Source organism: Streptococcus suis (genome assembly GCF_002960425.1).
GTDB lineage: Bacteria > Bacillota > Bacilli > Lactobacillales > Streptococcaceae > Streptococcus > Streptococcus suis_S.
Genome location: NZ_POIZ01000052.1, coordinates 12,465 through 25,234 on the forward strand (window position 1 = coordinate 12,465; position 12,770 = coordinate 25,234).

At 40.0% G+C, this 12,770-nt stretch carries 16 protein-coding genes and 2 pseudogenes; all 18 read left to right on the forward strand.

The window, feature by feature from the left end; translation table 11 throughout:
* Nucleotides 1-5: 5 nt before the first annotated feature.
* The 18 genes and pseudogenes from rpe to C1G57_RS11670 all read left to right on the forward strand — a co-directional run bounded on the left by rpe (nt 6) and on the right by C1G57_RS11670 (nt 12,770).
* Nucleotides 6-665 (forward strand): ribulose-phosphate 3-epimerase, encoded by a 660-nt coding sequence (gene rpe, locus C1G57_RS07020; protein WP_105114317.1) that lies wholly within the window; start codon nt 6-8, stop codon nt 663-665.
* Nucleotides 658-1,290 (forward strand): thiamine diphosphokinase, encoded by a 633-nt coding sequence (locus C1G57_RS07025; protein ID WP_105114318.1) that lies wholly within the window; start codon nt 658-660, stop codon nt 1,288-1,290. The genes rpe and C1G57_RS07025 overlap by 8 nt, the downstream gene beginning before the upstream one ends.
* A complete protein-coding gene (locus tag C1G57_RS07030) occupies nt 1,291-2,529 on the forward strand; it encodes a DNA recombination protein RmuC (RefSeq protein WP_105114319.1) in 1,239 nt (412 codons plus the stop codon).
* Nucleotides 2,519-3,460 (forward strand): 3'-5' exoribonuclease YhaM family protein, encoded by a 942-nt coding sequence (locus tag C1G57_RS07035; protein ID WP_105114320.1) that lies wholly within the window; start codon nt 2,519-2,521, stop codon nt 3,458-3,460. The genes C1G57_RS07030 and C1G57_RS07035 overlap by 11 nt, the downstream gene beginning before the upstream one ends.
* On the forward strand, nt 3,460-4,326 hold the full coding sequence (locus C1G57_RS07040) for an aminoglycoside phosphotransferase family protein (protein WP_105114321.1): 867 nt from the start codon (nt 3,460-3,462) through the stop codon (nt 4,324-4,326). The genes C1G57_RS07035 and C1G57_RS07040 overlap by 1 nt, the downstream gene beginning before the upstream one ends.
* 122 nt (nt 4,327-4,448) lie before the next feature.
* Nucleotides 4,449-4,718 (forward strand): hypothetical protein, encoded by a 270-nt coding sequence (locus C1G57_RS07045; protein WP_105114322.1) that lies wholly within the window; start codon nt 4,449-4,451, stop codon nt 4,716-4,718.
* Nucleotides 4,705-5,229 carry a thiol-disulfide isomerase gene (locus C1G57_RS07050; protein ID WP_105114323.1) on the forward strand — a complete coding sequence of 175 codons (525 nt, stop codon included), beginning with the start codon at nt 4,705-4,707 and terminating at the stop codon, nt 5,227-5,229. Before C1G57_RS07045 ends, C1G57_RS07050 begins: the two co-directional genes overlap by 14 nt.
* A gap of 81 nt (nt 5,230-5,310) precedes the next feature.
* The gene (locus C1G57_RS07055) at nt 5,311-5,862 is read left to right on the forward strand and encodes a hypothetical protein (RefSeq protein WP_105114324.1); all 552 of its coding nucleotides are present in this window, start codon (nt 5,311-5,313) and stop codon (nt 5,860-5,862) included.
* Between the two features lie 3 nt (nt 5,863-5,865).
* On the forward strand, nt 5,866-6,402 hold the full coding sequence (locus tag C1G57_RS07060; RefSeq protein ID WP_105114325.1) for a hypothetical protein: 537 nt from the start codon (nt 5,866-5,868) through the stop codon (nt 6,400-6,402).
* A 3-nt stretch (nt 6,403-6,405) separates the two neighbouring features.
* Entirely contained in the window at nt 6,406-6,957 is a 552-nt protein-coding gene (locus tag C1G57_RS07065) for a hypothetical protein (protein ID WP_238595278.1), read from the forward strand.
* Nucleotides 6,958-7,173: 216 nt separating this feature from the next.
* Entirely contained in the window at nt 7,174-7,986 is an 813-nt protein-coding gene (gene purR, locus C1G57_RS07070; RefSeq protein WP_044674726.1) for a pur operon repressor, read from the forward strand.
* Between the two features lie 190 nt (nt 7,987-8,176).
* A complete protein-coding gene (locus tag C1G57_RS07075) occupies nt 8,177-9,022 on the forward strand; it encodes a hypothetical protein (RefSeq protein WP_105114326.1) in 846 nt (281 codons plus the stop codon).
* 88 nt (nt 9,023-9,110) lie between these two features.
* Nucleotides 9,111-9,941 (forward strand): hypothetical protein, encoded by an 831-nt coding sequence (locus C1G57_RS07080; RefSeq protein ID WP_105114327.1) that lies wholly within the window; start codon nt 9,111-9,113, stop codon nt 9,939-9,941.
* Between the two features lie 130 nt (nt 9,942-10,071).
* Nucleotides 10,072-10,734: a hypothetical protein gene (locus C1G57_RS07085; RefSeq protein WP_105114328.1), complete on the forward strand. Its 663-nt coding sequence runs from the start codon at nt 10,072-10,074 to the stop codon at nt 10,732-10,734.
* A 73-nt stretch (nt 10,735-10,807) separates the two neighbouring features.
* A complete protein-coding gene (locus tag C1G57_RS07090; RefSeq protein WP_238595279.1) occupies nt 10,808-11,047 on the forward strand; it encodes a DUF4176 domain-containing protein in 240 nt (79 codons plus the stop codon).
* Nucleotides 11,048-11,390: 343 nt separating this feature from the next.
* Nucleotides 11,391-11,678, forward strand: a pseudogene (locus C1G57_RS07095) (cell division protein FtsK); the annotation flags it as partial.
* A 68-nt stretch (nt 11,679-11,746) separates the two neighbouring features.
* A complete protein-coding gene (locus C1G57_RS07100) occupies nt 11,747-12,196 on the forward strand; it encodes a hypothetical protein (RefSeq protein WP_105114329.1) in 450 nt (149 codons plus the stop codon).
* Nucleotides 12,193-12,770: pseudogene (locus tag C1G57_RS11670) on the forward strand (DUF6572 domain-containing protein). Before C1G57_RS07100 ends, C1G57_RS11670 begins: the two are co-directional and overlap by 4 nt.

Sequence of the window (12,770 nt, forward strand, 5' to 3'; positions counted from 1 at the left end):
ACTCTATGTCACATTATAAGATTGCACCGTCTATTTTAGCGGCAGATTATGCAAATTTTGAAAATGAACTCAAGCGTATTGAGCAGACAGGTGTGGAATACGTCCATATTGACATTATGGATGGTCACTTTGTGCCAAATATCAGCTTTGGTGCGGATGTGGTTGCGGCCATGCGTCCTCATAGCAAGCTGGTTTTCGATTGCCATCTCATGGTGTCCAATCCTGAAAATCATATTGAGACCTTTGCACGTGCGGGTGCGGATATCTTGACTATTCATGCGGAGGCGACCGTCCATCTGCATGGGACCCTCCAAAAAATTCGTGCTGCTGGTATGAAGGTGGGTGTGGTGATCAATCCAGGCACTCCTCTTGTGACCATTGAGCCTGTGCTCAACTTGGTGGATCAGGTTCTGCTCATGACGGTCAACCCAGGTTTTGGTGGACAAGCCTACATTCCAGAAGTGGCTGAGAAGATTGTGGATTTGGTTAAATTGCGTGAAGCCAAGGGCTTGAACTTTGACATCGAAGTGGACGGCGGAATTGACGATAAGACCATTCATTCAGCCAAAAATGCGGGTGCCAATGTCTTTGTGGCTGGATCCTACCTCTTCAAAGGCGATTTGGATGCCAACGTTGCCAAATTGAGAGCAGCTCTTCATGATTAAGATTGCTGTCATTGCAGGCGGTTCCTTTGACTGCCTTCCTGAGCCTGCCGACCTCTATGTGGGGGTAGATGCAGGCTCTCTTCGTCTTCTGGACCATTCCCTGCCTCTTGACTGGGCAATCGGAGATTTTGACTCGGTGACACCTGAAGAATTAGGGCGGATAAAGAATCTAGCAGAGCGTTTTTTGCAAGCTCCTGCTGAAAAAGATGATACAGATTTGGAGCTGGCTTTAAAGGAAATCTTCAAGGCCTATCCGCAGGCTCAGGTTCGTATATACGGAGCCTTGGGTGGTCGCATGGACCACATGATGGCTAATCTCTTTCTGGCTGCAGAGCCTGACTTGGCACCCTACATGGAGCAGATTGAATTGGTAGATGATCAGAACGTTATCCGTTTTCGACCTGCAGGTCAGCACCGTTTGTCACCGATTGCTGGTATGAAGTACATTTCCTTTATGCCGTCGGACCAGAGTCGCCTGACCATTCGTCATGCCAAGTACCCGTTGGATGCCAGCAATTATTTTTTCAAAAAATGTTATTCCTCTAACGAATTTATAGATAGAGACATAGACATTCAACTGGATAAGGGCTATGTGGTCCTTATCTACAGTAAGGATAAGGATTAGATGGATATTGTATTACTTATTTTGCTGATACTGGTCTTGCTTGCCTTGGTTTTTCTTTATGGAAAATGGCAGAGCTTGGCCCTACTTTTGCAAGATCAGGCGGAAGACACAGCAGACAACTTGTCTGATCAGCTCAGCTATCAACTGGAAAATGCAACCCTCAAACAGCAGCAGGCCATTCATCAGGAAGTGGAAAGACTTCGCACGGAGCTTTACCAACAGCTAACCGACATCCGTCAAGAGCTGAATAAGAGCCACTTGGAAACGCGAGATGCCACCGACCGTCGTTTGCAGGCCATTCAGGAGTCCAATGAAAAACGCCTGGAAGAAATGCGGCAGACGGTCGAGGAAAAGCTGGAGAAAACCCTGCAAACCCGCCTACAAGCCTCCTTTGAAACAGTGTCCAAGCAGTTGGAATCGGTCAATCGTGGTCTGGGTGAAATGCAGACGGTGGCGCGTGATGTGGGTAGTCTTAACAAGGTTCTGTCTGGCACCAAAACCCGTGGCATCATGGGCGAATTGCAGCTGGGACAGATTATCGAGGATATCTTGACACCTAGCCAATATGAGCGAGAGTTTGCCACGGTTTCAGGCTCGAATGAGCGCGTGGAGTATGCGGTCAAGCTACCGGGACGGACGGAAGGCGACTATATCTACTTGCCAATCGATTCCAAGTTTCCGCTGGCGGATTACTATCGCTTGGAAGATGCCTACGAAAGTGGGGATAAGGAGCAGATTGACCTCCATCGCAAAAATCTCCTGGCAGCTATCAAACGTTTTGCCAAGGACATTCAGAGCAAGTACCTCAATCCGCCTGAAACCACCAACTTTGGTGTCTTGTTCTTGCCAACCGAAGGGCTGTATTCAGAAGTGGTCCGCAATCCCATTTTCTTTGATGAGCTTCGCCGTCAGGAAAATATCGTAGTAGCAGGACCGACCACACTTTCTGCCTTGCTCAACTCTCTCTCCGTCGGCTTTAAGACCCTCAACATTCAACGGTCGGCTGATGATATTTCCAAGGTCTTGGGCAATGTCAAGCTGGAATTTGGCAAGTTTTCTGACCTCTTGGTCAAGGCTCAGAAACAGCTCAATCAAGCCAGCAGCAATATTGACAAACTCCTAACCACTCGCACCAACGCCATTGAGCGTAGTCTTCGCACCATTGACCTGTACGAAGATGACCAAACCAAGGGACTGCTTGGCCTGTCCCCATTAGATGAGGAAGATAATGAAAATTAACCAAATGAAAAAAGATGAATTCTTCGAAGGATTCTATCTGATCAAGACTGCTGAAGTTCGTCAAACACGAGCTGGCAAAGACTACCTAGCTCTGACCTTCCAAGATGATACGGGCGAGATTGAAGGCAAGGTCTGGGATGCCCAACCAGGGAAAATCAAGGACTTTACTGCGGGGACAGTTGTTCACATGCAGGGTCGTCGTGAGGTTTACAACAACACACCTCAGGTCAACCAGCTTGTTCTTCGTTTGCCAAAGGCAGGCGAGCCCAATGACCCTGCTGATTTCAAGGAAAAACCACCTGTGGATGTTAAGGACACCAAGGACTATCTGAGCCAGATGATTTTCCGCATTGAAAATGCCACTTGGCAGCGGATTGTCCGTGCTCTCTACAGCAAGTACGACAAGGAATTTTATTCCTATCCAGCGGCCAAGACCAATCACCATGCCTTCTACTCAGGCTTGTCCTTCCATACAGCGACCATGGTCCGCTTGGCTGATAAAATTGGTGATATTTATCCTCAGCTCAACAAGAGCCTGCTTTTCGCAGGGATTATGCTTCATGACCTAGCCAAGGTTATCGAACTGACAGGACCTGATAACACTGGCTATACGGTGCGTGGCAATCTGATTGGGCACATTTCCTTGATTGATGAAGAGATTACCAAGGTCTTGATGGAATTGGGTATCGACGATAGCAAGGAAGAAGTGACTGTTCTGCGCCATGTTATCCTCAGTCACCATGGTTTGCTGGAGTATGGAAGCCCTGTCCGTCCGCAGATTATGGAGGCGGAAATCCTCCACATGATTGACAACATTGATGCGGAAATGATGATGATGCTATCGGCCTTGGACAAGGTCGGCCCAGGTGAGATGACTAACCGTATCTTTGCCATGGACAACCGTGCCTTCTACAAGCCTAATTTAGACTGATGGCAGTTGCGATTGTATCTCGTCAGCCCCTCACCAAAGGCTGGTCCACAGACCGAAAGTATAAGGTCCAGCTAGAAGATGGTCGCCTTGGTCTTTTGAGAATAGCAGAGCGACCAGTCTATGAGGTTAAGCGATTAGAGTTTCAGTTAGTTGAAAACCTGTTTGGTCTAGGTTTGCCTGTGGCAGAGCCAATCGCCTTTTGGACGGATGAGAAGTCGGTCCATAGCCTCTATGAATGGATAGAAGGTCAGGATATGAATGATTTGGCTACCAGTATGTCAGAACAAACCTTATATGAACTGGGCTGTCAGTCAGGTCAGTTCTTGCGAACCTTACATGCCCTGCCTATTGACCAAAGCCAACGGGACTGGAACAACTACTATCAGGCTAAGATTGACAATAAATTAGTTGCCTACCAAGCAGCTAGTCATTCCTATCCAAATGGTCAAGCCATGATAGACTTTGTCCAGGCCAATCGTCACTTGCTGGCAGGAAGACCAATTGCCTACCATCATGGTGATTTTCATACAGGAAACTTTCTACGGAGCCAGGATGGAAGACTGAAAATTTTAGACTTTGATCGCTACGATATAGGAGATCCTTGGGAGGAGTTCAACCGTCTGATTTTCACGGCAGACTTGTCGCCAGCCTTTGCGCGTGGTCAGGTGGATGCCTATTTTGCAGGAGCTATTCCAGAGGAATTTTGGAGGCTTTTAGCCCTTTATCTGACCGTGAACAGTCTGGGGGCTCTTTCTTGGGCGGAGCAGGTGGATCCCCTCCAAATCCCCTTGATGAAAGAACAGGCTGATGCTGTTTGGACTTGGTATCAAGGCTATAGCAGGCTTCGACCATCATGGTATTTGTGAAAAATGAACAAAATACGAAAAAAGCGGACTTTTTAAAATAAAAAAGTTCGCTTTTTATAGTTTATAGATGGAATGTATACTGAACAAGGGAGTCGTCATATATTGTGGTATAATTAGAGAGCATGACGTTTTGGAAGAAGATTCTCTATGAGTGGGACAATCAAATCAATCGTGTTGAAGAGTTTTATACAGTGATGGGAAATGGAAATAGAGAAAATGGAAAAGAGAACGTAAAATATCTCATGGAGAACCCTACAATCGGAGGTAATTTTATCAAATATGGGGTTGGTCTAGATATTATTTTCGGAAAAGAAAGTGATGCTGATGATAAAGCTTTAAAAGATTTTTATGATTACCTAAATAGAGGAGAGAAGCAAAATGTCGGTACTTAAAAAAATAATGATCGGTCTTTTTACAATCATACTCATAGTGATGGGGTTTATCAGCTATAGTCGCTATCAAAGTGCACAAGAGCTAAAAACGGCATTTAAAAATGACGATAAGATTCAAGTTTTCTATCACCTAATGGCTTCGGAGAGATATGCGAAAGTTATCCGCCAAGCTGGTTTTACGATTCCACCGGATAGCGCTATTCGATTTGATGGAGCTATTGACCCCTTGGAAATCGAGGGGGATTTGCATTTAAAAATTCATCCACCAGGTGAAGCCGATGAGGAACTTAGTATTTCATTTTTAGTGGAAAAGAACGATGCTACTATTGAAGCGTTTTTTGTCATGGATAGGCAACTGAATTTGCTCCGTAGCTATTATCAGATAATGGAACAAAATGAGAGGAAAAACTTAACACTTCACGAATCAGAAGAAAAGCGTCTTTTGAGTATTGTCCAAAAAGAAATCAATGTTTTTTTGGACACGATGGAGGAGACTTTGTATAATCAGTGAGTTATGCTTGTTGAGATGTCCATAAAGATATGCTGTGTGATATTTCCGAATAAATGGTAATCTCATGAGGAGAAGAAATCAATGTTAAATAATCTGCGAAAACATAAAAAAATCATGGTCCCTATTCTTGTAATGTTCACCGTAGTCATTTCCTTTTTTGGTTACCGACTGTATTGTTACGGTGATTTTAAGCGAACCTATGAGAGCGGAGCTTCTACCTATGAACAATTTTATTCTCTGACAAGATATGACAGATTTTTTGGGAAACAATATGTGGACGATGTAAAGAAAGCGGGCTACGACCTAGATGATTACAATTTGAAGATGATGGATCGAATTCCTGCAATAACTTCTAAAAAGTTAGGGATAAAATTTATTCCAGAAGAGATACATATCACTGTCAGTTTTAACTATGAATTGAATGGCAGACAGATTAATGTATTCCAGCAACTTAACAAGGATATGAATCGGGATGGTAAAGGCAGCTACTATTTACAGGATGAAAACGGTAATCTGATTGAGAGTGTAGAGTTGACAGAAGCTGAGGAGCAAGAGTTGACAGAAATCGCTATTGCGGAGCTGGAAGATCTACTGGCAGATGTCTACCACTCCATGTATCCTGAGGAGAAGTAAGTAATGTTGAGTAAGAAAAGCCGAGTGACTGTCCTCATAGTATTGACTTTGGTGCTATCGTTTTTCGGTTACCGTCAGTATTGTTACGGTGATTTTAAGCGAACCTATGAGAGCGGAGCTTCTACCTATGAACAATTTTATTCTCTGACAAGATATGACAGATTTTTTGGGAAACAATATGTGGACGATGTAAAGAAAGCGGGCTACGACCTAGATGATTACAATTTGAAGATGATGGACCGAATTCCTGCATTAATATCTAAAAAGTTAGGGATAAAATTTATTCCAGAAGAGATACATATTACTGTTAGCTTTGACTATGAATTAAATGGGAAACGTATTAGTGTCTTCCAACAACTTGATAAGAATTTGAAGCGGGATGGTGAAGGAATTTATTTTCTTATAGATGAAAATGGGAATGATATAGAGAGAATAGAGTTAACGGATGCTGAAAAGCAAGAGTTGACAGAAGTTGCTATTGCGGAGCTTGAAGCTCTACTGGCAGATGTCTACCACTCCATGTACCCTGAGGGGAAATAACCAATGTTAAATAATCTGCGAAAACATAAAAAAATTATGTTCCCTATTCTTGTAATGTTCACCGTAGTCATTTCCTTTTTTGGCTACAGAGAGTATGATTATGGAGCTTTCAAGAGAGCTTATGAGAATGGTACGGTCTACGAGCAGTTGAAGGTCATAACGGGTTATGGTAGAATAATTGGTGGCAAACGTTATGTTGAGGCCGTTCGGAAGGCGGGTTACGAGATTGATGAGTATAATTTGAGGATGAACGATAACATCACCAGTTTAACTACCAAAAAAATAGAAATAAAAGTTATTCCGTTAAACAATAGAGTTGACCTTCATTATAGCTACATTTTGAATGAACAACCATTAGGTGTCAGTCAAATACTTAATGAAAAAATGGAGTTGGATAGAGATGGAATATACTATCTCCTTGATGAATCTGGACAGGATAAGGAAAGAATTCAATTGAGTGAGGATGAACAAGAGCAACTAAGGGAAGTCGCTGAGAATGAACTCAAAGCCATGTTAAAAGATATCTATGATTCCATGTACCCTGAAGGGAAGTAAGCAATAGGCGGAGCAGGTGGATCCCCTCCAAATCCCCTTGATGAAGGAACAGGCTGATGCTGTTTTTACTTGGTATCAAGGCTATAGCAGGCTTCAACCATTATGGTATTTGTGAAAAATGAACAAAATACGAAAAAGATGGACTTTTTAAAATAAAAAAGTTCGCTTTTTGCATAGATTGTGCTATAATAGGAAAAAGCCAAAAAGGAGAACGATATGAAATTAAGAAGAAGTGAACGAATGGTTGTTATCTCTAACTACCTCATCAATCACCCTTACGAATTAACAAGCTTGAATACCTTTGCGGAAAAGTATGAGTCTGCCAAGTCTTCAATTTCAGAAGATATTGCAATTATTAAAAAAGCCTTTGAAGAAAGCTCGATTGGTCAGATTGAAACCATCACAGGAGCTAGCGGAGGGGTTGTATTTACGCCTTCTATTTCTAAGGAAGAGTCCATCGAGATTGCCCAAACTCTTCGTGACCAGATGGCTGAAAGTAATCGGATTTTGCCAGGTGGTTATATTTACTCATCTGACCTTCTTTCAACACCTCATGTCTTGAAAAACGTTGGTCGTATTATTGCCAATGCTTTTAAGGAAGAAAAGATTGATGCTGTCATGACGGTTGCGACAAAGGGTGTTCCTTTGGCCAATGCCGTTGCCAATGTACTCAATGTTCCATTTGTTATTGTTCGTCGGGACCTTAAGATTACAGAGGGTTCAACCGTTTCGGTTAACTATGTGTCAGGATCTAGCGACCGCATTGAGAAAATGTTCCTATCCAAGCGTAGCTTGAAGGCAGGAAGTCGTGTCTTGATTGTTGATGATTTCTTGAAAAATGGTGGTACCATCAATGGTATGATCAGCCTACTCTCTGAGTTTGATTCAACCTTGGTTGGCGTAGCTGTCTTTGCGGAAAATCAAAAAGGTGACCGCAACGTAGCCAACTATAAATCGCTTCTAGCCGTGACCGACATCAATGTCAAAGAAAATCGCGTGGATGTTGAGTTGGGTAATATTTTTGAGTAACTTTTACTGGTCAGCACTTCAAGAGATGTAAGCTGCCCCCTATTTAGATTATGCGTGCATAAAAAAGCTGAGTGTTCAGCTTTTTTTGGTGGCTTCAAACTCATATCTGAACGACATTTTTAAACATGCTATCTTATCTAGAATTTTGGTATAATAGTAGAGCAGGATGATTTGATAAGGATGAGAAAATATGAAAAAAACAGTATGGAATGCCTCTTTAGAAGAGAGTTTGAATCTTGTAACGGATAAATATATACAGACTTCCCTAGAAGATATTGAAAAAAATGGTTATGGAAAGAAAATCTTGGGATTTTTGACAGTTGAATTTTTTATCTTTCTTATATCATTTATCGGACCGTATTCTGACAAAGAAGTTGGAAAGATATTATTTGTGGAGGCGAAAATCCTATTTTCAATCCCCGTATGGCTCGGCTTATTAGTAATCGTTCATTACTTAATGGACGCTAGAAAGATACGCCATAATCGAATTTTGTCGTATTACTATTTCAATCGGAATATGTTCTTGATGGTGAGTCTTCTGAATTACCAAGTATTTGTTCTATGTGCGATTGGTTCGGCCATGTTTTTTGGTTCGCTAATTGCAGTCATTCTAAACCTATCTATCATAATCTTTGTAATCGCAGAAAGATATCTATGGTTTAAGAAAGAGGTTTTGAATGGCTTATATGGAAATCAATCTGTTTCTAATCCATTGAATGACGTGTTAGAGAAGTTTGTCGTCTTAGGGAGGAAATATGGTGGCTTAATCGTCTTTCCCTTTGTTGTACTTCGTCTCTTTTTACCCAATCAGGGTAAAGGGATTTATGAGAATGATTTTCTAAGAAGTTTAGTCATGATTTTTGGGATTGGTGGGCCTATATTACTTTTCTATTTTATCGTAGCAATAGTTTTTAGTTGTATTCAAGGATTTTATATAAATAAATATATGGAAGACTATCGTATTCTCTCAGGATATAGCATTGAAGACTGGTATGGTAAAAAGTCCAAGCGATATAAGGAAAGTTTGGGGAAGTGATAAATATAAGCAGGAAATATTAAAATTAGTAGCAAAAAGTGTATTTAACTAAGAGCTAAGACTATTTGCTATTGGTTAAGGAGAAAACATGAAAAAAACACTTTTAGATGCAAGCTTTGAAGAGAGCTTAAATCTATATGATGATCCATCTTATAAAAAATTTGGGAAACCAAATTTTGAATCAGCGCAAGAGACTGAGAAATATAGAGGAACCTTTAAAGGAAATTGGAATACTTTCTGGTGGAGTCTTCTTCTTATTTTTGGTGTCAATTATTTATTTGCTGTCATATCTAATATGATCTATCATCTCCCAAGTGAAAAAACATCCATTACCGGTTCTCCAATCAATTTTTTTCCGTATTGGATCTTTTATCTCTTGGCATTTCTATGGTTACTGATCGTTATTTTGGGAAAAAGATTCAAATTCAAGTTTATTCTAACTTATCGTACTCAGTTTCATATTTTTGTAACCTATTTTATTTGGTTATTGATTGAATTTAATTTACTTTTATTGAATGTATTTTATGGAACCCTCGGTATATTAGGGGTTGGCGTGATTTATTTTTCTCAAGCTGTTATTATTGGCAATCTGTTCAATCATAAAATTAAAAGTCTTAGTCAGTTGCTATATGGTCAATTTTTGCCATCACGATTAGACAGAGCTTTCAGTTTTCTGGCACGGTATTTTTGGATTGTAGTGATTATTTTAACCGTTTTAAAATGGATACTAGAAGGTTGGAAGGGCATGGATGGATTAGGTGTTTTAGGAACCCTGTCTATATGGTTTATTACCAATATAGGAATTTTGACCTTGCAAATCTATCTTTTTCTTCCGTTCTTTCTTCAGGGCTATTATAAATGGAAATATCCTGAAGAATATCGTGAGTGGGAAGGGAAAACAAAGGAAGAATGGTATTAGAAATGGAGAAATTATTGATGAAGAAATATTTACCAATTGGCTCAGTGGTTCAGCTCAAGAATGGGAATAGGAAAATTAATGCTTTTGATTCGGGCATAAAATCAATTCAACATGTGTTTGGGTGGTGAAGATGGAAGTGGTATTTAAAGAGTCTAACAGAGTATTTCACAAAGTTATTTTAGTTAATGGGGACAAATATCTACTAGATTTGACAACAGTTATCCCAAAACTTTTCTTTTGGCAATTTAAAACTCAGATAATTACTGTGAGTATGATAAAGCTAGAAGAAAAAGATTCTAGTTTTGAGGGTCTAGTTAAAACTGTAAATAAGTCCTTTGGACCAGCTTTAGGAGTAGTTATTTCGGGTATTTTGTATAGCTTAATGGATGATATTTTTTTAAAGTATAATATTAGTCAGAATTTCTCTTTAAAGATTTTCCTACTTGCTTTCTCTGTTCTGTTAGCCTTTATCGTTTTTAAGGTGATTGTGGTTGCGATAAGATACAATGTAAATCGTAGAATTCCAGATAAGAGTGCTCACCATCGAATAACATTTAAGGTACTGACACAGAAAAGTCATATCAATTTGTATAAGACACTCCCTTTTATAGTTGGTATTTACTTAATCATTTTTTGTATGTATATGCTTACTAATAATGGGACGGAAGGAGGTTTTCTGATTATTAATAGTATTGTTACGTTAGGTATTTTTACGTTATTTTTAGGCATGTTGCCACTAAGAGAAAGCTTTGAAAAGAATGAAATTCTTTTTGAAGCAATCGAGGAACTTTAGAATGAGAGGGACAGAGATGTCAATACTACCAATTGGAACAATTGTATATTTGAAATAGGGTAGCCAAAAACTAATGATTTTGAATCGTGGAGTTACCTTGGAAAAAGACGGAGAAAAGGTTATTTTTGACTATTCAGTAGCACTTTATCCAGAGGGGTTGAATCCAGATAGGCTTTTCTATTTTAATAGAGATGATGTGGATTCCGTGGTTTATAAAGGTTTTAGTGATATTGATGAGGAACGATTTGTATATTTATATCAAAATTGGCTTAATGAGAATAGCTCTATGCTCAAAAAGGGAATATCAAAATAATATTATTGATAGCTCGAACGGAATTCATTTAAGTGCTTCCCTTGCAAGTATTGTACGCAAGAAGTATTTTTAAAAATAGGTTTTTATATGGCTTCTATCAATGTAAACCACTATAATATTTTTAGATATGATTGATTAGATTTCTTCCCAGTTAGTGTGAACTAGCTGGGTATTTTTGGTATAATGGAAAGGTATATTCTTCCTTGATACATAAGATGTCAAGCTAAGCTCGGTCTAAAGCGGAGCTGGAGGATGAGATGGAACTAGAATCGCTTTACTTTATTTCTGTTTCGAAATGATGTGAACAGCTCTGCTATTTTTCAAAAAACTCAAGAAAGGTATGAAGCCATCTGGTGTGGTGGATGACCAGATTTGGTCCAATTACCGCTTCAAGCTGGCGCTCAAGGTGGCAGATCGGAGCGACTCCATGGAGATGCTTAAGACGCCAGATGTGGCTGAGATTACTCAGGTGGGTCGTGGCTACCTCCAGGTCGGAAATAATGAAGTGTATGAACTCTTCCAGTCTGACTGGTCTGGGGCTGATTACCAGCCAGATAAGGATGAGCAGGGGATTGAGGACCATACCATCTATGCCATCAATGACATTGGTCAATATGAGATTCTTGATGAGTTACCTCCATTATCAAGACCAACAAATCAAGTTGAAAATTCCCAAAGAAATAGAATAGGAGAGTTAGGATGCAAAAAGAAAAAATGACAGTAGAAGAGTTCGTACAACTGAAGAAGGATGCTCAGGTATCCTTGATTCTATTTATTGTTTTTGGGCTTGTCTTGTTTTCAAGTATGTTTTACATAACAGCGATTGGGGCGAGAACAGAAATGTACAGTTCTATAGGGATTACAGTATTTTTATCTGTGGGCATGACAGCTTTTAGACCCTATTTTTTACCCAAAAATATCTTAGAGAAAAAACAACCTGAGCTGAAGCAGTATTCGACAGAGGGTTACTCAGTTTCTAGTGCCTTTCTAAAAAGGGTTTTTCTAGTTTATTCGGTTGCGATTATTGTGGTTGTTTTTGGTTTTGCCTCTGCCTACGCAACTCGGGTTGAGACCATCCTTCCCGATGATACCTTACCAAGTCTGGAACAGAAGTCTATTATTGAATTAGAGCTTGAGGAAGATCAATGACAAAGCAAGAATTACTGAATTTTGTGGAAGCTCACCAATCTGAAATAGGGGCATTTACTATTATGCCAGGAAGAAAATTTGGAGGGCAGTTTACTCTCGGCTACTATTTTGATGAGGAATCACAAAAGTATAAATTTTATGAAGTAAGTGAGCGTCAAGATTTTAAAATAAGGGCTGAATTTAATACGGAATCTGAAGCAATAGATAGACTATATCGAAAAATAGTTTTTCGTTTTAATTTAACTGCTCCATCTATATTTATATTAATACGGACTCTATCGACTCTCTCGGCGTTGTAGACGGTCATCTTGAACTATTACTAGCAGATGGGAACGAATGGCTTCCTGACACTGAACAAGACCACTTGCTCAAACTCCAAGAAAAGTTGAACAACTACATTCACTTTATCGAAAGTAAGCAGTATGTGGACAGCTATGGGGATGACTTTACAGAAAAAGTTATCAATCTGACTTTTCAGTATGCCCCATCGGATAACGGTCTGGCTTTCCTAGTACAGGTTCAAAAAGTTCTACAGCCGACAGATATTCGTTTGAAGGTTGTTGTGCCAGAGTAG